Annotated in this window: 20 protein-coding genes; 8 read left to right on the top strand and 12 right to left on the bottom strand. The window is 55.2% G+C overall.

The genetic code is table 11. The features are described 5' to 3' along the window. Nucleotides 1-2 precede the first annotated feature (2 nt). The 5 genes from SYN8016DRAFT_RS05025 (at nucleotide 3) to SYN8016DRAFT_RS05005 (ending at nucleotide 3,408) form a co-directional block, all read left to right on the top strand. Nucleotides 3-377, top strand: coding sequence for a dihydroneopterin aldolase (locus tag SYN8016DRAFT_RS05025; RefSeq protein WP_006853226.1), 375 nt, complete (start codon nucleotides 3-5; stop codon nucleotides 375-377). Next, entirely contained in the window at nucleotides 377-979 is a 603-nt protein-coding gene (locus SYN8016DRAFT_RS05020) for a triacylglycerol lipase (protein WP_006853225.1), read from the top strand. Before SYN8016DRAFT_RS05025 ends, SYN8016DRAFT_RS05020 begins: the two co-directional genes overlap by 1 nt. Nucleotides 980-1,041: 62 nt before the next feature. After that, a complete protein-coding gene (locus SYN8016DRAFT_RS05015) occupies nucleotides 1,042-1,752 on the top strand; it encodes a hypothetical protein (RefSeq protein WP_038013390.1) in 711 nt (236 codons plus the stop codon). A 4-nt stretch (nucleotides 1,753-1,756) separates the two neighbouring features. Continuing rightward, on the top strand, nucleotides 1,757-2,308 hold the full coding sequence (locus SYN8016DRAFT_RS05010) for a hypothetical protein (protein WP_006853223.1): 552 nt from the start codon (nucleotides 1,757-1,759) through the stop codon (nucleotides 2,306-2,308). Between the two features lie 92 nt (nucleotides 2,309-2,400). Continuing rightward, entirely contained in the window at nucleotides 2,401-3,408 is a 1,008-nt protein-coding gene (locus tag SYN8016DRAFT_RS05005) for an alpha/beta hydrolase (protein WP_253909782.1), read from the top strand. Here the strand turns inward: SYN8016DRAFT_RS05005 and SYN8016DRAFT_RS05000 are convergent. The 7 genes from SYN8016DRAFT_RS05000 to thrS form a co-directional block, all read right to left on the bottom strand. Then, nucleotides 3,326-4,861: a hypothetical protein gene (locus SYN8016DRAFT_RS05000; protein WP_006853221.1), complete on the bottom strand. Its 1,536-nt coding sequence runs from the start codon at nucleotides 4,859-4,861 to the stop codon at nucleotides 3,326-3,328. The genes SYN8016DRAFT_RS05005 and SYN8016DRAFT_RS05000 overlap by 83 nt on opposite strands. Nucleotides 4,862-4,871: 10 nt before the next feature. Next, on the bottom strand, nucleotides 4,872-6,989 hold the full coding sequence (locus tag SYN8016DRAFT_RS04995) for a M3 family metallopeptidase (protein ID WP_006853220.1): 2,118 nt from the start codon (nucleotides 6,987-6,989) through the stop codon (nucleotides 4,872-4,874). Nucleotides 6,990-6,994: 5 nt separating this feature from the next. Next, a complete protein-coding gene (locus tag SYN8016DRAFT_RS04990; protein WP_006853219.1) occupies nucleotides 6,995-8,566 on the bottom strand; it encodes an NAD(P)H-quinone oxidoreductase subunit 4 in 1,572 nt (523 codons plus the stop codon). A gap of 56 nt (nucleotides 8,567-8,622) precedes the next feature. Next, nucleotides 8,623-9,570 carry a homoserine kinase gene (thrB, locus tag SYN8016DRAFT_RS04985; RefSeq protein ID WP_006853218.1) on the bottom strand — a complete coding sequence of 316 codons (948 nt, stop codon included), beginning with the start codon at nucleotides 9,568-9,570 and terminating at the stop codon, nucleotides 8,623-8,625. Between the two features lie 14 nt (nucleotides 9,571-9,584). After that, complete coding sequence (locus SYN8016DRAFT_RS04980) at nucleotides 9,585-10,658, bottom strand: glucokinase (protein ID WP_006853217.1); 1,074 nt, start codon at nucleotides 10,656-10,658, stop codon at nucleotides 9,585-9,587. A gap of 78 nt (nucleotides 10,659-10,736) precedes the next feature. After that, nucleotides 10,737-11,147, bottom strand: coding sequence for a DUF1824 family protein (locus tag SYN8016DRAFT_RS04975; protein WP_006853216.1), 411 nt, complete (start codon nucleotides 11,145-11,147; stop codon nucleotides 10,737-10,739). Next, entirely contained in the window at nucleotides 11,144-12,997 is a 1,854-nt protein-coding gene (gene thrS / locus SYN8016DRAFT_RS04970; RefSeq protein ID WP_006853215.1) for a threonine--tRNA ligase, read from the bottom strand. Before thrS ends, SYN8016DRAFT_RS04975 begins: the two co-directional genes overlap by 4 nt. 25 nt (nucleotides 12,998-13,022) lie before the next feature. On the opposite strand from thrS, the gene SYN8016DRAFT_RS04965 reads away from it, so the two are divergent. After that, complete coding sequence (locus SYN8016DRAFT_RS04965) at nucleotides 13,023-13,340, top strand: DUF2605 domain-containing protein (RefSeq protein WP_006853214.1); 318 nt, start codon at nucleotides 13,023-13,025, stop codon at nucleotides 13,338-13,340. Here SYN8016DRAFT_RS04965 and SYN8016DRAFT_RS04960 read toward each other — a convergent pair. The 4 genes from SYN8016DRAFT_RS04960 to SYN8016DRAFT_RS04945 all read right to left on the bottom strand — a co-directional run bounded on the left by SYN8016DRAFT_RS04960 (nucleotide 13,337) and on the right by SYN8016DRAFT_RS04945 (nucleotide 16,772). Next, nucleotides 13,337-14,011, bottom strand: a complete 675-nt coding sequence (locus SYN8016DRAFT_RS04960) for a glycoside hydrolase family 104 protein (RefSeq protein WP_006853213.1) — start codon at nucleotides 14,009-14,011, stop codon at nucleotides 13,337-13,339. The two genes, SYN8016DRAFT_RS04965 and SYN8016DRAFT_RS04960, sit on opposite strands and share 4 nt — an antisense overlap. Nucleotides 14,012-14,257: 246 nt before the next feature. Continuing rightward, a complete protein-coding gene (gene trpS, locus SYN8016DRAFT_RS04955; protein WP_006853212.1) occupies nucleotides 14,258-15,268 on the bottom strand; it encodes a tryptophan--tRNA ligase in 1,011 nt (336 codons plus the stop codon). A gap of 3 nt (nucleotides 15,269-15,271) precedes the next feature. Further along, nucleotides 15,272-15,790 (bottom strand): hypothetical protein, encoded by a 519-nt coding sequence (locus SYN8016DRAFT_RS04950; RefSeq protein WP_006853211.1) that lies wholly within the window; start codon nucleotides 15,788-15,790, stop codon nucleotides 15,272-15,274. 76 nt (nucleotides 15,791-15,866) lie between these two features. After that, complete coding sequence (locus SYN8016DRAFT_RS04945; RefSeq protein ID WP_006853210.1) at nucleotides 15,867-16,772, bottom strand: cation diffusion facilitator family transporter; 906 nt, start codon at nucleotides 16,770-16,772, stop codon at nucleotides 15,867-15,869. 158 nt (nucleotides 16,773-16,930) lie between these two features. Here SYN8016DRAFT_RS04945 and SYN8016DRAFT_RS04940 point away from each other — a divergent pair, with 158 nt between their 5' ends. Beyond that, nucleotides 16,931-18,271: a YcjF family protein gene (locus tag SYN8016DRAFT_RS04940; protein ID WP_006853209.1), complete on the top strand. Its 1,341-nt coding sequence runs from the start codon at nucleotides 16,931-16,933 to the stop codon at nucleotides 18,269-18,271. A 163-nt stretch (nucleotides 18,272-18,434) separates the two neighbouring features. Continuing rightward, nucleotides 18,435-19,511, top strand: coding sequence for a photosystem II q(b) protein (psbA, locus tag SYN8016DRAFT_RS04935; RefSeq protein ID WP_006853208.1), 1,077 nt, complete (start codon nucleotides 18,435-18,437; stop codon nucleotides 19,509-19,511). A gap of 120 nt (nucleotides 19,512-19,631) precedes the next feature. Here psbA and katG read toward each other — a convergent pair whose 3' ends face one another. Then, nucleotides 19,632-21,824, bottom strand: a complete 2,193-nt coding sequence (gene katG / locus SYN8016DRAFT_RS04930; RefSeq protein ID WP_006853207.1) for a catalase/peroxidase HPI — start codon at nucleotides 21,822-21,824, stop codon at nucleotides 19,632-19,634. Between the last annotated feature and the right edge of the window lie 63 nt (nucleotides 21,825-21,887).

Here is a 21,887-nt window from a genome sequence, read left to right as displayed (position 1 = left end):
CTATGGATTTGATCCATATCCGAGATCTCCGCCTCTGGGCTCATGTTGGAGTGCTGGACCATGAACGACGGGATGGTCAATGGTTTCAGCTCGATATCTCGTTGGGTTTAGATCTCAGTGAATCGGCGAGGTCGGACGATCTCAGCGCGACCGCTGATTACAGCCTGGCAGTGCTGGCACTTCAGGAGTTGGCCAGAGATTTGTGTTGCCTCACCATCGAGCGTTTCAGTGAGGAGATCTTTGAGGTTCTAGAACGTCTTTATGGTCCCTTGCCTATGCACCTGGTCCTCCAGAAGTGCCAGCCTCCGATTGCTGGTTTTACAGGTGCTGTCGCGCTGGAGCGTCGGCGCAACTGGTCAGCTGAGCAGGGCCATTGATGCCATCTGAAGCTTCCAGCCGGCCTCTCGTTTTAGTGCACGGTCTTCTTGATACGCCTCGGCTGTTCTCTCGTCTGGAGCGTCGTCTTGAAGGTCAAGATCGTCCGGTGATGTCTCCCCATTTGCCCCATCGCTTTGGTGCGACCCCTCTTCGCCAGCTCGCTCAGCAGCTGGATGGCCTGATTCAAGAACGGTGGGGACTGGAGACGTCGATTGACATTCTTGGTTTTTCCATGGGTGGGGTGATTGCTCGGACTTGGCTCCAAGAGTTGGGAGGTGCCAAGCGAACGCATCGGTTCCTTAGCGTCGGTAGCCCCCAACAGGGAACACTCACCGCCCAGTGCGTTCCAGCCTGGTTGTTCGCTGGTTTGGCAGACATGAAGCGTGGTAGTCCCCTGCTGCGCTCTTTGAATGGGAATTATTTCGACTTGCAGGCTGTGGAGTGCATCAGCTTCTTTTGCCGTTGGGATCTCATGGTGTGCCCTGGGTGGCAAGCCGTGCTTCCAATTGGGAAGAGCTCAGCTGTGCCCGTCTGGACGCATCAGCAGTTGATGTCACATCCCAGATCGCTTGATCTACTAATCGAAGCACTTCTTCATTGATTGACTGACAACTCTGGCGTATGTGGACAAGCTTGGTCGTTCGTTGATTTTGCTTAAAACTCATGTGCTTCTCGGCTTCTGCGAGTTTCACGGCGTCTGCGGTCCTCATGCCCTTAGGGCTGTATTCCCATCACCTTGCCTCTAAGGCTGAACAACCTGGATATAAACGATTAGCACTCGTGCCTTTCTTTTTTGGTGTTCAGCAATTTGTAGAGGGTCTGGAGTGGACTGGAATCGTCGGTGGAAAGATTGAACCGTTGACATCTATAGCTGGTCTTGGATTTTTATTCTTTGCTTATTGTTTTTGGATGATTTGGATTCCATGGAGCGCTTGGTCTATTAGTCGAACGACAGATTCAGTTGGTCTACAAAGACGTTTGAAATGGGTGGCCATTGTTGCAACCGTTTTGGGTATCTTTTTCTATGTTCCTTTGTTGCTCAATCCCCCAGCTCTTCAGCCGTCCGTATTTAGTAACGGTCGATTGATGTATGACGTTTCGAATCTGCAAAGTATCTTCCATAATTTTGTGAATACAGAGCCTGTTGGTGAGCTTGTTTACTGGGGCTTTATTGTTCTCCCCCTGGTCGCGGTTAGTGATCGAGCTGTGAAATTATTTGGCGTGCTGATTTTTGTCTCGATCTTCCTTACCTGGATTACCTATAGCGCAACATTTAATTCTGTTTGGTGTTTCTACTGTGCCGTCCTTTCCATCATGGTGGTGTGGATTGTAAATCGTCCTCAAGTTCAGCGTTCTCAAGTTCAGCGTTCCTGAGCTGATGATTCAGCAACTTAACGAGCAGTTGGTTTCGATGGGCCAGATTCTTCTGGCCCTTGACACAGGTGTGGGCCTTCTTGTGGCTGTCGGCTTTTCAATGTCTGCGTCCCATCTGTTCTCTCTGCTTGCCAATCGACTGACGCCCAGGCAAATCTTTTTTCACATGGTGGTGGATGCGCTCGTTCTTAGCCTGGCTCTTTTGCTATGCCTTATTTGTCATTGTTTGATGCTGGCTTTGATGGAAGGGGTCCCCTTACAGCCCATTGCTTTTGGGAATCGGATGGCTGTGGCACTCTGGCCTGGCCTTTTTTATGTACTGGTTGCAGCTCCTTACGTGAGTGATCTGATTGCCGTCACACTTCTTGCTTGGATGCATCTCAATATGGTGGTTTTAATTAATGCCATGTACGGAATTCCTTTTCTTCACGCCCTATTTGTTTGCCTTCCTGGTTATGTGATTGCTTTGATGCTTGTAGGGGCTTTGTTCTCGCAAAGATGGCGATCGAGTTATGACACATTGGCGAAAGAAGTTGCTCTCCAAATCCAGCGATGACTAAAAGCAACGCCGTTGTCCACGCTCATAGGCACAGCATTCGTCTTGGGGCTCGTGTCCTGATTGCTGTGTTGATCTTGGTGGGCATCTTGATGCTGATCGGTGTTGGTGTGGTGCGGAGGGATGCAGCTTCTCTTCTGCAATCAGGGTCTCTCTTAGAGCTTCTAGGTGTGTCGGGAGGAGTGATTGTTGTTGTCTTGGCTTTGGTGGGTGTGTATTCGGTGATGGTTGATTTTGTGTTCTGGGAAGGGTGGATGCAAAGTTTTCCAGATGCCAGCGGTTTGTTTGTTGGGAATGAAGAGAAGCGGTCGGTGCATCGCCATTTCTTGGTGTATCTCGATGGCATTCATCAAAGCGAAGAGAGTCATCCGCCGAGAGTTCAGGAGTTTCTCAATTGCTTAGAATCTGAAATTGCCAATGATTCCCTGTTAGTGAAAGGGATTGAGGCTTATACCATCACGGATGTTGGTCTTCGTGCTGCTTCTTACTCCCGGTGGTTTTGGCAGCGATTGTTTGCTCTTCAAGAGCATCATGCCAACGCTTTTGTTCGGTTTATTTGTGCGTTTTGTATTCAGGCAAATAATGTTATTAAGGTCGGTATTTCGTCTGATCGTCGTTATGGGCCTGTCATGAATTATGAATTGGCTCTGAAAATTGCACGACGATTAGAGCGGTTAGATTTTCATCCTTCGCACGCATCTCGCGTGGTTTTGGTTGGTTACAGTGGCGGAGCTGAAATGGCTATTGGCACTGCTGAAATCTTGCAAAAGCTTTGCTGCAGTCCTGTTCAAGTGATTACTGTCTGTGGGGTGTTTAGCGGCAATGCTGCTCTGGAAAGTATTCAGGATGTGGCGATGGTTGTTGGAAGCAAAGATCCTGTTGCTGCTTTCGGTCGTCTCGCCTATCCCGGACGCTTGAGTTTATTGCCCCTTACAAATTGGAATCGTTGGCAGCGATCGCATTCCTTGCATCGTTACCAAATTGATCGTATGAGTCATAACGGTTCGTCAGGACCTTTTAGTGTGGCGTTTCGCCATAAGGTTGTTGCTGCAATTTGTCGTGAACTTGAACGCAGTTTGGTTGGCGCCCCTTCAGGTTGAGATGTTGGATGAGTAAGAACGGTGATTGCGTCGGTTGACTCGCAAGAAGGCGTCTCTTGGCATCTTTTCGGGTCTCTGAATTGTGATAAACGTCTTGAGGCATCTCTTCTAGGGCCCGTTTGTAGCGATCTACCGCATCATCATTCGGCTGCATGTTCTGCTCGAGTAAGTGATGCAGCTGTGCTCTGAGCCGTTCTCGCCATAACCCTCCGAGCGTGAGTGGAAACAGGTTGGTCCTCCCTGTCAGCGCCTGTTCCAGCAGCGCGGTGGAGTCGATGCAGAAGCCAATCGCTCCGTATCCGCCGAGATGGAGGTTCTCCATGCTGGCCTCGCTGTTGTGAATGGCGCCCATCAGTTCGCAGAGATCAATGGCGTCGGAAAGTTGTTGATCGCGAAAGACGGTTGGGCCGTATCGGACGGTGCCGTTGGAGCGTCCGTTTTGCCATGGTCGATCCAAGTCATTCATGGCGGCCCAGCCATTTAGACCCTCTGTGCCTTGGTAGTACTGCAGCAGAACTGCCTCACCCTCTGGCGGTTGTAATTCCATTTCGAGGCAGGCGTGGGGGAGCAAGGCATGGATCTCTGTTTGGTCGATCTCTTGCAAGCCCGTTCGGTAAGGAACCGCAAGAGGGATTTGATCCCAATGCTTGTCGTCAGCACTGGGTGCACTCGCTCCCAGCCCGAAGCTGGCCACGCTGGTGCGCACTCTCGCCTGGCATGTCCATCCTTTGGCTTGAAGGCAATGAATGAGGTCCTTCCCGCAGGACTGACCTTCGAATTGATAGATCTCGACGTTGCCACCCTGTTGATCCGGCAGGTGGCTCCCAAGAACGTTGCTTCCAAGAACGTTGAATACTTGCGCCATTTGCTGGTTCCGATGTCTGGCCTCGATGGACTGCAGATAGGAGAGTCCCTGATTGCACCAGGCAATCTCACCCCCGAGTGAGGTCACTGCCGCTAGCCCTAATCGAGGCTTTGCTTGGCTTGGTTTGGTTTGCGACTGGAGGAATGCAGCGGCTTGCGATTTCCATGTGTCCAGTCCATCGGGCAGTGACCATGGGCTGCGGCCAGGATCGTTGCAAGAGCGCTGGCACCAACGATCTAAGGCTGAGCGGCTTGGGCTTTTGCTCGGAGGTAGCAAGTGCTGTAAGTCATCAGCGAATGCAGCAAGGAGTAGCGGACTGATCAGGCCCTCTCCAAGCAAGAGTCCTAGGCCTCTCAGCTGTTCCGGCAGTGAGGCAGGTTCCTGCCTCCAGCGCCGAGGCAGCATGGCGAGTAGAGGGAGCAAGCGTTGATGCTGAATGTCATGAAGGATCAACGCAAGAAAATCTCGACGGCTAATCCCTTTTTTCAAACTGCCGCGCTCAAGGGCCTCTTCCAGCGATATCAGCCGCACATGGGCCGATTGAGAGAGGTTCCAGCTGGAACTCAGCGCAAGCAGGTCATGCTCCATGCCTGCAAGCTCAACGACCTGCTACTGCCAAGCCGGAGTGGCGAATTAATGCCTCAGTGCTGGCTGTTCGCCCCCTGAAAGACTTGTAGACATCCGCTGGTCTTTGACTGCCACCGAGGCTCAAAACCGTGTTTCGGAAGCGTTGACCGGTGGCTTGGATGTCCTCTTCCTGATCGAGTCCCACTTCCTCAAAAGCGGCAAAAGCATCGGCACTTAAGACCTCTGCCCACTTGTAGGAGTAGTAACCAGCGGAGTAACCACCAGCAAAAATATGGCCAAAGGCGCAAAGGAATCGGTCTTCCGGAATCGGTGGCAACACGGTTGTGGTCTCTGCGATCGACCGTCTGAAGGCATCCGGGGATTGACCAAGCTCGGGGCTCCAAACGCTGTGAAGACGTAGATCAGTCAAGGCGAAATGAACCTGGCGGAGCGTTCCGCATCCCTGCATGAAGGTGCGGCTGTTGCGCAGTTTGTTGTAGTCCTCTTCAGGCAATGGCTCCCCTGTTTTCCAATGACGGGCCATTCCCATCAAGGTTTGGCGATCAAGGCACCAGTTCTCCATGAACTGACTGGGTAGTTCCACCGCGTCCCATTCCACATTGTTGATGCCTGCGGCTTGGGGATGTTCCACCGTGGTGAGCATGTGTTGAAGGCCGTGGCCAAACTCATGGAAGAGGGTCTCTACCTCTTCAAAACTCATCAGGCTTGGAATGTCTCCGGCGGGAGGGGTCTGATTGCAAATCAGATAGGCCACAGGGTGGGTGATCTCACCTTCAGAATTGCGAGACCGGTTCAGACATTCATCCATCCAGGCTCCACCTCGTTTGCTGGCGGGTCTGCTGAAGGGATCGAGATAAAAGGCTGCGAGTGGCTTCCCCTCTTGATCGCTCACTCGGAAAAAGCGCACATCCTGATGCCAGATCGGTGCTTCGCCATCAGCAGCTTCAATCTGGATGGAGAACAAACGTTCGCAAAGATGGAACAGGCCATCGAGCACTTGTGGCAGTGGGAACCATGGACGCAACGCTTCTTGATTGAGATTGAATCGCTCTTGACGAAGTTTCTCTGCCCAGTAGCTCACATCCCAGGCGCTGAAAGCATCAGCTTCTGTTGCGCCATGACGACGGGCACAGTCCCTCAATTCTTCAATCTCTCGTTCCGCGACGGGCAGGGCGGCAACGCGAAGTTCTTCGAGAAGCCTTTCAACGGCTTCGACGTTGTCAGCCATTTTTGAAGCCAGGCTTTTCTCAGCCCAGTTTTGATAGCCCAGCCGTGCTGCTTGATGGGACCTCAGGTCCAGGATTTCCTCGATGAGAGGAGTGTTGTCGAGTTCTCCAGAGCTCGCCCGACTCACCTGAGCCCTGTAAACCGTTTCTCTCAGATGGCGGTTGTCGGCATGGGTCAGTACGGGGAGGTATCGGGGCATATCGAGGCCCAGACGCCAAGGCCCTTCCAAGGCTGTGGGCTCTTGTCCATCGCGATGTTGATCTCCAGCAGCTTTGGCGGCAGCCGCCAAAGCTTGCAGGGCCCGTTCTGGTATGCCCTTGAGTTGGTCAGCGTCATGCACCAAAAGGGTCCAGCCTTGGGTGGCATCGAGAACGTGATTGCTGAATCGGGTGGACAGGGATGCGAGTTGTTCGCTGGCTTCATTGAAGGACTTTTGGGCAGCTCCGTTCAAACCCACTCCTCGATGGCGCATCGACAGCAGCTCGGCATCAAGGATCCGGGTTTGGGTGGAGTCCAACGGATGACTGGGGTTCTGTTGAAGCCTTTCCAGTGCTTGGTGGATGACTTGGCTCTGCCCAGCGCGGTTGCTGAAACGCACGACATCGGGTTGCTGCGCCGCATGGGCTTCGCGCAGCTCAGGACTGTTGCAGACGCCGTTGAGATGGCTCACCACCCCCCAGCTCCAGCGCAAGCGTTCCCCAAGCAGGTGAAGGGGTGTCATCACCTCATCCCAGCTCAGCGGTGTGTTGTCAGACAAGCGTTGCTGAAGAGTGGATTCCAGCATGCTCAGCTGATCTTCCAATTCCTGGATCAGGGCTGGGATATGCGCTTTTACCTGGGATGCATCGATGGCCTCGAAGCGCGGTAAGCCATGTCCGCGCAAGAGTTCTGGTTTGGTCATCGCTGTCAGCCCGCCGGCAGCAGGGTCGTGAGTGCAATCAGGCTATGAGTGCCGAGATCACTGGCGAGAGCATCGGTGGCTGCTTCGTAGAAATCCATGGCGATACGGGGCCAAACGCCAATCACCAATGTGGGAACCATCAGGGTGAGCCCGATTACCAGTTCTCTAGGCCGCATGTCATCGATGAAGGCCAAAGCTGGGATTCGTGGCCCGAAGAACACGCGCCTGCACATGGAGAGCAGATACATCGGGGTGAGCACCAGACCAATCGCTGCAATGGCCACGGTGGTGACGCGGAACAAGGTGGTGAAATTTTCCTGATTGGTGACGCCCAAGAAGATGGTGATTTCACTGATGAATCCGCTCATGCCTGGAAGGGCAAGGGATGCCAGGGAGCTGGCGAGAAAAAAGGCAAAGGTGATTGGCAGCACCTTGGCAAGTCCGCCCATGTTGGGGATAGACAGGGTTTTGGTGCGTTCGTAAAAACAGCCGGTCACGAAGAACATGGCCGCTGCAATCAGTCCGTGACTGATCATTTGGAGCATGGCACCACTCAGACCGAGGGCATCCACGGCACCGATTCCAAGCAGCACAAAGCCCATATGGCTAACGGAGCTGCAGGCGATGCGCCGTTTGACATTGTCTTGAGCGAAGGCGTTCAACGCTCCATAAATGATGTTGACGATGCCGAGAACGATGAGTGCTGGCGCAAGAACAAGATGCGCTTCCGGAAGCATTTGAACGTTGAAGCGCAACAGGGCATATCCGCCCATTTTCAACAACACACCAGCGAGCAGCATCGATACAGGAGCATTGGCTTCTCCGTGGGCGTCAGGGAGCCAGGTGTGAAGAGGAAACATCGGTAACTTCACCCCGAAGCCAATCAAGAATCCGAGGTAACAGAGCAGTCCGAATGTTCCACCAGGGGAACGCGCAGCAAGTTCAGACAGGTTGAGCGTGAACGTGTCTCCGGAGAGGGCCAGGGCAAGACCGCTTATCAGGATCAGCAGGGACGCGACAGCGGTGTAGAGGATGAATTTTGTGGCTGCATATTGACGATTGCTTCCTCCCCAGATCGCAATCAGGAGATACACAGGGACGAGTTCCAGCTCCCAAGCGAGGAAGAACAGCAGGAAATCCTGCGAGAGGAAGACCAGTCCTTGGGCTGAGGCTTGGACGAGCAAAAGACCGAAGTACAACTTGGTCTTGTGTTGAACGTTCCAGCTGGCGGCTACGGATAAAAGCGTGACAAGTCCGCTGAGCACCACAAGTGGCGCTGAAAGTCCATCGGCTCCGAGGGACCATTCCAAACCGATCGATGGAACCCAGCTCACGCGTTCCACGAGTTGGAGACTGCTATCGCTGGGGTCGAAATGGCGGCTAAAGACCACCAGCATTAGGACGAGATCGACGAGGAGGACGCCGATGGCCAGATTTCGCGGCAAAGGAGATTGCTGCGAGTCGTCTCCTGGAAGCAATGGCATCAAGAGAGCCATCGCTGCAGGAAGCAAAACGATGAGTGAGAGCCAGGGGAACGCTGCCTGGGACGCAGCCGTCAGCGGCAAATTGGCGTCCATGGCATTCGCAAGATTGTGATTGAACTTATCAGCCCCAGGGGCTGTGCTGAGTAATTTTACCCAGCCTCTTTGGGCTGCCAGTGGCTCCCAGCCGTTTGAAGGTTAAGCAGTGGAGCGCGACTAGCGACGCCCGCCGCTTCCCAAGCCTTCACCATGGCATGACTCACGGCTGGTCCTCTCTCTTCTGCGCACAGCGCCAAGATGCTTGGCCCTGCGCCGCTGATGGCACATCCCCAGGCTCCAGCTGCTATGGCAGCTTCTTTGACTTCCTGCCCGCCTTTGATGAGCCTCCAGCGATAGGGCTCATGCAACCGATCATGCATTCCGTCTGAGATCAAATCGCCGTTTCCGGTCCTTAGACCTTGCAGCAGCAGGGTGAGGGCACCAAGGTTGACCACTGCATCTCCGATGGGGACCGATTTGGGCATGGCCCGTCTCGCTTCGCTGGTGCTGAGACGAATGGCGGGGATCGCAACGACTGCCTTGATGCTGTGCATCCATTCGCAACGCACCACGCGCCAGCGTTGAGACGCAGCCTTGGCTGTCATGCACAGTCCTCCCAGAAGCGAAGGCACAACGTTGTCTGGGTGTCCTTCGATATCAATGGCGAGCTCCAGCAGTTTTTCTCGACTGAGAGGTTCTCCAACCAAGGCATTGGCACCCACAAGTCCCGCCACGATGGCTGTGGCGCTGCTGCCTAGCCCCCTGGCTGGAGGAACGGCTAAACGCACGCGAGCCTCAATGGCGATGGGCTCCTGGCCGGCTGCTTTCCAGACCCGCTGAGCGGCTCGATACACGAGGTTGTCTGGTCCTCCCCGTAGATGAGACCCCTCCTGTCCCTCGATAATCAGTTCAAATCGCTCTCCATCGCCATCAATGCGGCGCATGGTGAAACGGTTGTTGAGATCCAGAGCAGCGCCTAGACAGTCGAATCCTGGGCCAATGTTGGCGGTGGTAGCGGGAACGTCCACCACCACTGTTTGGCCGATACGCGGCTGCGCCATCCCTGCGTTTCCACTCAAGTCAGTGTCCCACTCGACTCAGCCAGTTCTCGTGCTCTGCAGGCAGCACTAAACAGACCAGCGCCAGGATCAATGACAGCACGCACTGTCAAACCTTCCAAAAACGGCTTAAACCGCCCTTTCTGGCGCAGGGAATTTAAGAAATGAATGGACTTCAAACCAGCTTGGTTTTTTTCGGCTGTGCCCCCACCGATCCAGAGCCCACCCGTGCACAATTCTTGGAGCGCCAGGTCCCCGGCCGCTGCTCCGTAGGCACTGAGCCATAGCGTCATCGCCGCGTTCGCGATGCTGTCGCCGGCTTGGGCGTATTGGCATGTGGAAGCGGGGAGATCGTGATAGCCGGGTTGGTCTGGTGTGTTGTATCTCCACGCCTTGGCTTTCTCTTGAAGCGGGTGCGTTGCGTTCTCAGCCTGCTGGAGCATCCAGTTCATGACATGGCCCAAACCGGTTCCGCTGACAACTCTCTCCACGGAGATTCGCTCGAGGGAGAGATCGCGCTTGAGCCATTGCACAAGGGCCCATTCATCGTTGCAACGGGGAGCGAACTCTCTGTGTCCCCCCTCGCTGGGTAACGCAATCAAGCCTGTCTTGCTCGGAAGTCCCCGAGCCATCCCCAAGCCTGTTCCCGCTCCAAGAATGGCGACGGGACCTCGCTCGGCTTGGCTGCCTTCTGAATCCAATCCTGATCCGGCTTGAAGCGTGATCTGCTGACTGTCGCTGAAATGCGGCAGGCCGTAGATCAGAACGGCGAAATCGTTGACGAGCTCAACTCGCTCCAAACCCGCCGATTGTTGCAACGACTCCTGGCTGATGCTCCACCCCAAATTGGTGAGTTCAGCAGCGCGGTTTTTAACCGGACCTGCGACGGCAAAGCAACTGGTTTGAGGCGTGCCGTTGGTGTCTGGGCTCGTTTGCAGGAAGTGCTTGAGCATCGATTCGAGAGACGTCCATTCTGCCGACACGTAACGCTGGACATGCTCTTGTTTCAGCTTGCCGTTTTGATCGCTGTAGATCGCTAAGAGCGTTTTGGTGCCACCGAGATCCCCGGCCAGGTAGGTGGTTGCCTGCATTGGATCTGTCGGCGCATCTCAGCCCAAGGCTGATGGCTGTGCTCGAAATCGACAAGTCTTGATGCGTGTCTGGAACGCTCAGTCTCGAAAAAGGTCCAGAGGCAGCGGCCCCCAGGTCGGCCCTGACTGTGAGCCAACTTGTGCCAACTCGCTTTGATGTCCGCTGATCAAGACGCCTTCGCCCAGTCCCGCCTCCTCTCGGATGCGAATGAAACCGGTGGATTGGTTGGCTTTGAGAAAAACGCCGCTGTCAATGTCCGTTTCGTCTTCGAGTCGCATGGCAGGCCATCCCATCGCCAGTTCAAGGTCGCGAAGACAGCGCATGGCTTCCGTGGACGAGGAGGCCATGACGCCAACCGTGAACCAGGCGAAAGGCTGCATCGCAGCGATGAGTTCGCTTTTGAGATCCTTGCGCTCGCGCGCACTAAGCGCTGGGGCCGTGCGCAATCGATTGAGGTCGGCCAGAGCCGTGATGGCTGGATCGCTCATTCCCCGATGCTCCCACTGCCGGCAAAAGAGAGCGATGCCTGCCGATCTTGGTTTGCCGATTGTGCTGTTGAGATCAAACGCTCCTTGGTGATCACACCCAGGTCTCCATCGCGGCGGCTGCGCAGGCTGGCAGCGCCCTGTTCAGCTTCTTTGGCTCCAATCACAGCGAGCACTGGGATTTTCATCTGCTCACCCGTACGGATCAGCTTCCCGAGGCGGTCTCCACTGCGGTCAATGCTGGCGCGAATTCCAGCTGCTTTGAGCTGGGTTTGCAGTTCTTCCGCGTAACCCAGAACTTCATCAGTGACGGGAAGCAGCCGGATCTGTTCTGGAGCGAGCCAAAACGGGAAATCTCCCGCATAGTTTTCGGTCATGATTCCGAAAAACCGTTCCAGTGACCCGAAGATGGCCCGGTGAATCATGATCGGGCGCTGTTTGCTGCCATCAGCAGCTATGTAGTCAAGGGCGAAACGCTCAGGCAGGTTGAAATCGAGCTGAATGGTGGAGCACTGCCACATCCGCCCAATCGCATCCTCAATTTTCAGGTCGATTTTGGGTCCGTAAAAGGCTCCGCCACCCTCATCAATTTTGTAGTCCCAGCCCTTGCGCTCAAGAGCTTCGATCAGGCCTTTGGTGGCGAGTTCCCAGACAGCGTCATCGCCAATGGCTTTGTCTGGTTTGGTGGAAAGGTTGATCTCGTAGTTGCTGAAATCGAATGTCGACAGAATTCTTTCTGTGAGATTGAGGATGCGCAAAATCTCATCACTGATCTGTTCTGGTAGGCAGAAAACGTGTGCATCGTCTTGCGTGAAGCCACGCACTCGCATGAGCCCATGCATCACCCCAGGTCGCTCATAGCGGTAAACAGTTCCGAGTTCCGCCCATCGGATCGGGAGTTCTCGGTAGCTGCGCAGTTTGCTGGCGTAGGTCAAAACGTGGAACGGACAGTTCATCGGTTTGAGCTGGTACTGCCTCTCATCAACCTCCATGGGGCCAAACATGCTTTCCGCATAGAAGTCGAGGTGACCTGAGGTCTTCCAGAGACTGATGTCCGCGACGTGGGGCGTGTACAGCAGTTCGTAATCCCCTTCGAAATGCGCTTGCTTCCAGAAGTCTTCAATCAGCAGACGCATGCGTGCGCCCCGGGGATGCCAGAACACAAGTCCGGCTCCCGCTTCGTCTTCGATGGAGAACAGATCGAGATCTTTGCCGAGGCGGCGGTGATCCCGACGGAGTGCTTCTTCTTTGCGGCGTCTGTGCTCAGACAGTTGCTCGGCGGTTTCCCATGCAGTGCCGTAAATACGTTGGAGCTGAGCCTTGGTTTCGTCACCACGCCAGTAAGCACCCGCCACACTTTCGAGCTCAAAGGCTTTTGGATTCAGTTCGCTCGTGTTGGCCACATGCGGGCCAGCACAGAGATCCCACCACTGTTCCCCCAGGGTGTAGAGCGTGATTGGCTCGACCAGGCGCTCGAGAATTTCCAGTTTGTAGGGTTCGTTTTGGGCCTTGATGCGACGTTCTGCCTCATCGCGACTGACTTCAATGCGCTCTAACGGAAGCTTGCGGCCGATGATTTTTCCCATCTCCTTCTTGATCGCCTTGAGATCGGCTTCCGTGAAGGGTTCTGGATTATCGAAGTCGTAATAAAAGCCTGTTTCAGTCCAGGGACCAATGGTCACTTGGGCTTGGGGAAACAGCTTCTGAACCGCCATGGCCATCACATGGCTCATCGAGTGGCGAATCTTCAGCAGGTTCTCGCTGTCGCTGGTCTTGGGCAGAACCACAGGCGCGGTAGGGGCTGGAGTGGTTGCTGCGACGCTGCTCACCGTTTCCTGTTCAAGGCCCGCCATCCTATGGGGGTGCGTTGAACAAGCAATGAATCAGGACGCGGATGCTCTGCTCGAATCCTTGTTGGACTCTTTGCTCAACGACTTCAACCACTGGTTCAAGCGTGGCCAGGAGCTTCTAGCGTCATGCCCGGATTCCGTGATGACTCCGGACGAACGCGAAGTGATGGGGGTGCGCATTGATGAAGGGCTTCGGGCCATTACGGCCACTAGAGCCCTTGTGAATGCCACTCCGGCGGCGATGGCCATCTCGATGGAGTCGATGACTCCTTGGCATCAGCTCGTGATCGAGGTTTGGGCTCTCGCAGCCCGGGTTTCGGAGGCGAAGGCGAAGAACTCGCTCTAGGCGCCTTGACGAAGCTTCTGCAGATTTTTTGAATAGAAACTTGCTAGCTCAGCGTGAGTTTTGACGGGCTGACCGTAGGCACTGCGTCCCGAATGGGTGGGAAAGGAAGCCCATTCAGGAGCGAGGCTATTCATGGCTTCAGCTGTTAAGCCTTTCTGGTCCACCTCGTTGAGGGCTCCGCGTCTCTTGACCAGATGAAGAGCCGCTTGGTCTTGGTGTTCTGGAGAAAAACTAGGCAATTTCAAACGACCTGAAACCTCTTGCCAGGTGGTTGGCAAAAACTGATAGGCCCCTGCTGCGGCGCTGACATAACGCTTCACGACCACCTTCTCTGGATGTTTGGAGAGATCCTCAAACTGGCCGCCTCCATAGAGGGTGCGATAGCCAAGGTCTTTGCCGTCCTTCCAGGTCCCTTCCGCGTAGCGAATGGTGTTGAGCAGGGCACGTCGTTCCGGAGTGATCGAATAAGGAGTGGCTTTGTGATCCGTCTTGACGTCCTGTTGAAGTGCTGATGCCACTTCTTCTGCTTGTTCAACCCTTTCGCTGGAGCGTTCGGCATGAAGGCTGTGTCCGAGACCCAATAGCAACCCCACGCTGAGAACACCAACACCGCTGGCTTGGCGGACAGCAGGTAAGACGGCAAGAGGCAGCTTGTTGAAGGAGCTCAGCAAAAGGTGATGTTCCGTAATGGAACCGCCACCTTCGTCAGGATGGGAAGCCTTTGGCGAGGCGCTTGGGACCGGTCTTGACGAGTGAGTGCTGGTTGTGCATGAGCAGAAACACTTAATTAATCCCTGCTTGAGACTCGCGAGACACGCTGATTTGGCTGGTTATTGCTGGCATTTCTCGGGTTTGGCGTCAAGACTTCTCAGCAAGCTTTAAACATTAGATAATCTTTTCAAAGGTCCCTTCAATCATTAAGTCGCCAGGAAGCCCATGGCTTTGCGTACGCGATCCACGGTGGCTGTGGCCACGCCTTCAGCCCGGTCACGGCCTTGTTTCAGCACGTTCTCCAGCTCGGCGCGATCATTCATCAGTTCGTTGTATCGGCTTTGGATCGGCTCAAGAGCACTCACGGCGGCCTCTGCCAGGAGGGGCTTGAACGTGCCCCAGCCCATCTCTGCACATTCAGCGGCCGCGGCTGCCCGGCCTTTGCCACTCAGCAGCGCGTAGAGGCCTAGGAGGTTGTCGGTTTCCGGTCGATCAGGGTTGCTGAACTCAAGACCCATTTGAGGGTCCGTTTTGGCGCGTTTAATTTTTTTGGTGATCAGGGCAGGTGGATCAAGCAGGGTGATCCGACTGTTGTCGTTTGGATCGCTTTTGCTCATCTTGTTGCGGCCATCCGTGAGGCTCATCACCCTCGCCCCTTCGCGCATGATCAAGGGCTTGGGCACCTGTAGTAGCGGTTGATCCTCTGAGCCGAAGCGCGCGTTGATGCGTTGTTGGGCGATGTCGCGCGCCAATTCCAAATGTTGTTTCTGATCTTCGCCAACAGGCACAAGGTCTGCGTCATACAAAAGGATGTCGGCGGCCATCAGCACTGGGTAGTCAAGAAGGCCTACCGACACGTTGTCGCCTTGCTTCACGGCCTTTTCCTTGAACTGAATCATGCGCTCAAGCCAGTTGAGGGGCGTGACGCAGTTCAGAAGCCAGCACAGCTCGCTGTGAGCTTTGACATGACTTTGGACAAAGACGGTGGACTTAGCAGGATCAAGACCGCAGGCCAGGTAGAGGGCTGCAGTGCTGAGGGTGTCCCCCGCTAAGCGATCCGGTTGGTGTGGAACGGTGACGGCATGCAGATCAACGACACAAAAGAATGTGTCGTTGTCGTGCTGCAAATCCACCCAATTGCGAATGGCGCCCAACCAGTTGCCCAAATGAAGAGCCCCTGTTGGTTGAACGCCGGAGAGAACCCTCGGCCGCCCCATCGATCAGGCTCCTGTCTCAGGGTTGTCGTCAGTCGCTTGTGTGTCAGTCGCATCACTCGCGCTGGCGTCTGAAGAAGCGTCTTCTTCAGGAGCAGTCTCTGGTTCTGCTGCAGCTTCTGGCTCCGAAGCAGCTTCTGGCTCAGGTGCAGGCGGTTGGGGTTTTGCTGGTCGTGCAAAAGGATCAGGACGTGGTGTCCGATTCCGTTCCCCTCGATTGCCTTCTCCGCGTCCATCGTCGGATCGCCGTCCGCCGCCCTGGGCTTTCTGCTGAGCGACCAGCTCCGTGAGTTGTCCGTCCTCCAGCATTTGAGCAAGAGTGCGAACCGCAAACCCCAGCACCGCAACGGTTGAACGCAGATTGAAAGCCTCTTGTAGGGCTCTCACCGCACGCATTTCGTTGTCACTGAGTCGAATACGGAATCCGCCCCCTTCTCGGCTGCCGGAATTGCGGCCGCCACGGGAGCCCCCGCCGCCCTCACCTTGTCTGCCCTGTTGACGGGAATCGCGGTTGGAATCAGTCATGGCCCGAGGCCTGGAATCAGGCGCAAGTGTGACGCATCATTGAACTTCTAGAGGCCTCCTTTCTTGATCTCCTTGCTTATCCATGGGTTCCACGAAAGGTGATCACTTGCTCGGCGTAGTCCCGAGGTTCGAGATGAATGGTGCAGCGAACGGGGCCGAAGTGGGATTCCAGGCGCTCTTCGACCCGTTCCGTGATTTGATGCGCCGCAACCAGGTCATCGACATCCACCACCATGTGCATGTCAATAAAGACTTGTTGTCCCAGGATTCCTCTGCTGGCGATGTCATGGCAATTCAGGACTCCAGGGACACCCAACGCCTGCTCATTGATGGCTTCGGGTGCAATGGCTATGTGATCCACAAGCCAGGGGAGGTTGTCGCGTAAAACTTGCCAGCAGACACGGATCAGAAGCACGGCAAGTGGCATGGCAAGGGCGACGTCGAGCCAGCTGATCTTGAGCAGCCAGGCTCCTGTGAGTCCCACGAGCACAATCACAGTGGTCCAGATGTCACTCGTGGTGTGGTGGGCATCGGCTAAGAGCAATTGACTGTTTAATCGGCGTCCCTGACGTCGCTCGTAGCTTGCGAGCAGAAGGTTGAAGACGAGCACGAGCAGGAGCAGCAACAGCTCCGTTGCATTGATCCGCAGTTCGGGCAACCCCTCCGTGAGACGTTCGCCGGACGTGATCAGAATTTCGATCGCCGTGAAGAAGATGAAACCGGCCACCGCCAGAGCTCCAATTCCTTCATATTTGTGATGGCCATAGGGATGATCACGATCCGGTTTCGGATCCGAGAGCCCATTTGTGATCAGTCCGGTCAAACTTGAAAGGGCGTCGGTCGCGCTGTGCATCGCGTCTGCGATGACAGCGAGTGATCCGCTCGCTAGACCCACCACCATCTTGAGCAACGTCATGGTCACGTTGATGGTGAGGGCCACCATTAAGACCCGTTTGACCTCATGACGACGATCGCGGGCCATCGATGTCAGCTATAGACCCCCCAACCATATGAATTCCCAGCTCAGAGATCTCGCTGGAAGGGACGGAGTCGGGGCTGCCAGTTGTCATAGGTGCGCAAGTGCTGGTCCTGACTAGAAAGGTGAGCTAGGAAAGCTCAAGTTATGGATTTGCTGTGCTGATGCCGGTTCCATCAATCAGCACCATCAAGCTGATTCCATCCATCGCAGGGAAACTTGCTCTGGCTGGAGGGACCTTGGCCTTTGGTAGCTGGTTATTGAGCGACATAGTGCATCTTCCTGGAGGTGGCGCGGGATTTTTGGTGCTTGGTGCAGGCGCCTGGTGGCTGACCCGTCCTTCCAAACCCGCCTCTTTTTCAGAGCCTTCTTCCATCCCTGGCTGGATCCGTCGTTGTGAGTTGGTGCTCGCGCAGTTCAGCGAGCTTGAGTTGTCGCTGGGTCTTGAAGGTCTGCGATCACCTCGAGAACAGGAGCTTGATGGCTTGAAAGCTCAGCAGGCTCCCCTGAGTGTGGGAGTGGTGATCAGTGAGGGAGCCACCCACCCGAGCACTCCAGAGCTCCAAGCTGCTTTGCAAGGGGCCAATCCTCTTGACCTATGCATTGCCAAGCCTTTACCGGTGGTTGCCGACGCTTGGAGCTGGCCTCAGGAGCTTGAGCCGCTCGATGTGATTTTGTACGGACTTCCGATGCCCCTCCGGGCAGCTGATCTTCTGCGCTTGGAACAGTTGCCCACCGATCGCCCGGCTTGGTTGCTTATCCAGGATTCTCTTCAGGACTCGCGTGAAGCACGACAGGAAGCTTTGTCCTGTCAGTTACCCAAGCCATGGTGCGATCGACTGTTGTTCTGGAGCGGAGAGTCCGCTGATTTACGGCGGGGTTTGTCTCCAGTTCGACGTCATTTCGCTCAGCCGGCTCGGAGCCGCGAGATCACCAAGCAACGGTTGTTGACCTCTCTTCATCGCCGTTGGCAAGCAGAGCTGGAACAGTTGCGGCGTGCGCGATTCCGCTCCCTGCTTCAAAGGAGTCAGTGGATTGTGGCTGGTGTTGTGATTGCCTCCCCTGTCCCAAGCGTTGATCTTCTTGGTGTGGCTGTGGTGAACGGCTTGATGGTGAAGGAAATGGCTCAAATTTGGGGTTGCTCCTGGAGCTCTGAGGTGTTGCAGGTCGTGGCGCGCCAATTGGGGACCGCCGCTCTTGGGCAAGGGGTTGTGGAGTGGAGCGGTCAGGCGCTGCTTGGCATGGCCAAATTGGACGGTGGTACCTGGTTGGCGGCGGGGCTGCTTCAAGGCCTCAGCGCTGCCTATCTCACAAGGGTTGTTGGGGTATCCATGGCTGATTGGATGGCCCTGAATGCCGGAGTTGCCCAGCCTGATCTGGAAGAGCTCAAACGTCAGGCCCCGTTGTTGGTGGCCAAGGCGGCTGAGCGGGAACGCTTGGATCTCCCTGGTTTTGCTGATCAGGCAAAGGAATGGCTGAAGACGCAGACAGTGGCCAGTGCATGACACAACTTCATGAATGGTTCATGAAGTTGTCATGAAAAATGTTGTCGAGATGATGAGATCCGTTTGGTTTGCTTGAACTGTGGAGGCCTTTTCATCATCTTGACTTTGATCATGGATCCTTTTTTGAGGATTGTTTGATCGATCCCGTTCTTATTCTTTTCTCATGGCAACTGCCGTTCGCAGCGGTCGCTTAAGCAGCTGGCAAAACTTTTGTCAGTGGGTCACAGACACCAACAACCGCATTTATGTCGGTTGGTTTGGTGTGCTGATGATCCCTTGTCTGCTTGCCGCTACCACTTGCTTCATCGTCGCTTTTATCGCCGCCCCTCCGGTTGATATCGACGGCATTCGCGAGCCTGTCGCTGGCTCCTTGCTTTATGGCAACAACATCATCTCTGGTGCTGTTGTTCCTTCCAGCAACGCCATCGGCTTGCACTTCTACCCAATCTGGGAAGCTGCCTCACTCGACGAGTGGCTCTACAACGGCGGCACCTACCAGCTGGTTGTTTTCCACTTCCTGATCGGCATCTACGCCTACATGGGACGTGAGTGGGAACTTTCCTACCGCTTGGGCATGCGCCCTTGGATCTGTGTTGCATACAGCGCTCCGCTGTCTGCAGCCATGGCAGTTTTCCTGGTCTACCCCTTCGGTCAGGGTTCTTTCTCTGACGCCATGCCCCTGGGCATCTCTGGAACCTTCAACTACATGTTGGTCTTCCAGGCTGAGCACAACATCCTGATGCACCCCTTCCACATGCTTGGTGTGGCTGGTGTCTTCGGTGGTTCACTGTTCTCCGCCATGCACGGCTCACTGGTGACCTCTTCCTTGGTTCGTGAAACAACCGAGACCGAGTCCCAGAACTACGGCTACAAGTTCGGCCAAGAAGAAGAGACCTACAACATCGTTGCAGCTCACGGCTACTTCGGTCGCTTGATCTTCCAATACGCCTCCTTCAATAACAGCCGTAGCCTTCACTTCTTCCTGGGTGCTTGGCCTGTTGTCGGTATTTGGTTCACGTCCATGGGTGTTTCAACCATGGCCTTCAACCTGAACGGCTTCAACTTCAACCAGTCCATCCTTGATGGTCAGGGCCGCGTCCTGAACACCTGGGCCGATGTGTTGAACCGTGCCGGTCTCGGCATGGAAGTGATGCACGAGCGCAACGCTCATAACTTCCCCCTCGACCTGGCAGCTGCTGAGTCCACACCTGTGGCTCTCCAAGCACCTGCAATCGGTTGATCTGGAACCCCTTAAAAGTTCAGATCAACTGAACTAGAAAGCCCCCTCCCAAAAGGAGGGGGCTTTTTTGTGCCCGGTTTTTATGGCTGGTTTTTATGGCTGGTTTTTTAAGGAATGAGCTCAGCGCAAATCAAAGCGATCGAGCTCCATAACTTTCACCCAAGCGGCTACAAAATCTCCAATAAATCGCTTCTCACCATCGTTTTGGGCGTAAACCTCTGCAATGGCGCGCAGTTGACTGTGCGATCCAAACACCAAATCAACACGGCTTGCCGTCCAGCGTTGCTCACCAGTGCTGCGATCACAACCGATGTAGCTGTCTTGTTGGTGATTGGTTGGCGTCCAAACCGTACTCATGTCGAGCAGATTGGTGAAGAAATCTGTGCTCAAAACTCCAGGCCTGTCTGTGAAGACGCCTTGCTGGTTGCCGGCTGTGTTGGCGCCAAGCACGCGCAGGCCTGCCACCAGCACGGTCATCTCTGGGGCGCTGAGTGAGAGAAGTTGGGCTTTGTCTACCAACAGCTCCTCATCGCGCAGGGGTAAGTCGGCCCGTTTCCAATTTCTGAAGCCGTCAGCAAGAGGTTTCAGAGCATTAAACGAGGCACTGTCTGTCTCTTTTAAACCTGCATCGCTGCGGCCTGGTTGGAATGGCACCGTCACAAGGTGCACCCCATCGGCTGCTGCTTTCTCGATGGCTGTGCCCCCAGCAAGCACGATCAAGTCGGCGATGGAGACATGCTTGCCTTCAGAAGATGCACGATGGAACGAGTCCTGAAGGCTTTCGAGCTGGGTGATCACTCTCTTCAAGGTGTCTGGGTTGTTGACGTCCCAGCTGTTTTGTGGGGAGAGGCGAACGCGGCCGCCATTGGCACCTCCCCGTCGATCGGAACTCCGAAATGTGGAGGCAGAGGCCCATGCCGTTGCCACCAACTCTTGGACGCTCAGATTGGTCTCAAGGATTTGTTGCTTGAGTGAAGAGATCTCCGTGGCGTTGATCAGTGGGGCATCCACTGTTGGGATCGGGTCTTGCCAGATCAGGACCTCGGTGGGAACGTCGGGCCCTAAGTACAACGCACGCGGACCCAAGTCTCGATGGGTCAGCTTGAACCAGGCTCGGGAAAACGCATCGGCAAAGGCTTCCTGATCGTGGTGGAAGCGCCGAGCAATCGGCTCCATGATCGGGTCATGGCGTAGGGACAAATCGGCTGTCGTCATGATCGGAGCCGAAAACTTCCCGGCAACGTGTGCATCGGGAATCATGTGTTCTGGTTGGACGTCTTTTGCGACCCATTGCCAGGCACCAGCTGGACTTTTTGTGAGTTCCCATTCGTAGCTGAACATCATTTGGAAATAGCCCTGATCCCAGCGCGTGGGATGGGGTTTCCACGCCCCCTCAATTCCGCTGGTGATGGTGTGTTCCGCTTTACCTGTTTGGAAGCGATTGCTCCAGCCCAGGCCTTGGGCTTCGAGCTCGCTCCCCTCTGGTTCGACGCCCAGATGGTCGGCGGAGGCTGCTCCATGGCATTTCCCGAAGGTATGTCCGCCAGCGACGAGCGCCACGGTTTCTTCGGGATTCATCCCCATGCGTGAAAAGGTGTCGCGCACTTCTTTGCCCGATGCGATGGGATCGGGATGGCCATGTGGTCCTTCGGGATTCACATAGATCAAACCCATTTCCACAGCCGCAAGCGGCTGGTCGAGTGCCCCGGAGTCGTCGTGGCGTTCGTCGGCGAGCCACTGTGTTTCTTTCCCCCAGAACACGTCCTCTTCGGGTTCCCAAATGTCGGTGCGACCCCCTCCAAAACCAAAGGTGCGGAATCCCATCGATTCAAGAGCGATGGTCCCCGCGAGAATGATTAAATCGGCCCAAGAGATGCTGTTCCCGTACTTGCGTTTGAGCGGCCAGAGCAAACGTCGAGCTTTATCCAGGTTGGTGTTATCAGGCCAGCTGTTTAGCGGTGCAAAGCGTTGATTGCCATGGCCGGCACCGCCACGGCCGTCGCCAATGCGGTAGGTGCCTGCGCTGTGCCAAGCCATTCGGATGAATAAGGCGCCGTAGTGCCCCCAGTCGGCAGGCCACCACTCTTGGGAGTCCCTCATCAGGCTGTGGAGGTCAGCTTTCAGCGCTTCAAAATCCAATTTTGAAAACGCGGTGGCGTAGTCGAAGTCCTCTCCGAGTGGATTCGCAGATGGATGGTGTTGATGCAGGATCTTGAGATCGATCTGGTCAGGCCACCACTGTTGATTACCTGTGTGTCCAGCTGGAGTTGTAGCTCCTGTGTGGCCATGAAAGGGGCATCTCAGATCAGACATGGCAGTGGTCTTTGCTGGGTTCCTGTCTTCTGGAGACTATGCATAAATAAGGGCGTCGCCCAC

Origin of the sequence: Synechococcus sp. WH 8016 (assembly GCF_000230675.1) — a bacterium.
Lineage (GTDB): Bacteria > Cyanobacteriota > Cyanobacteriia > PCC-6307 > Cyanobiaceae > Synechococcus_C.
Note: the sequence above shows the minus strand (reverse complement) of the source record. Positions and strands in the feature narration are given on the sequence as shown.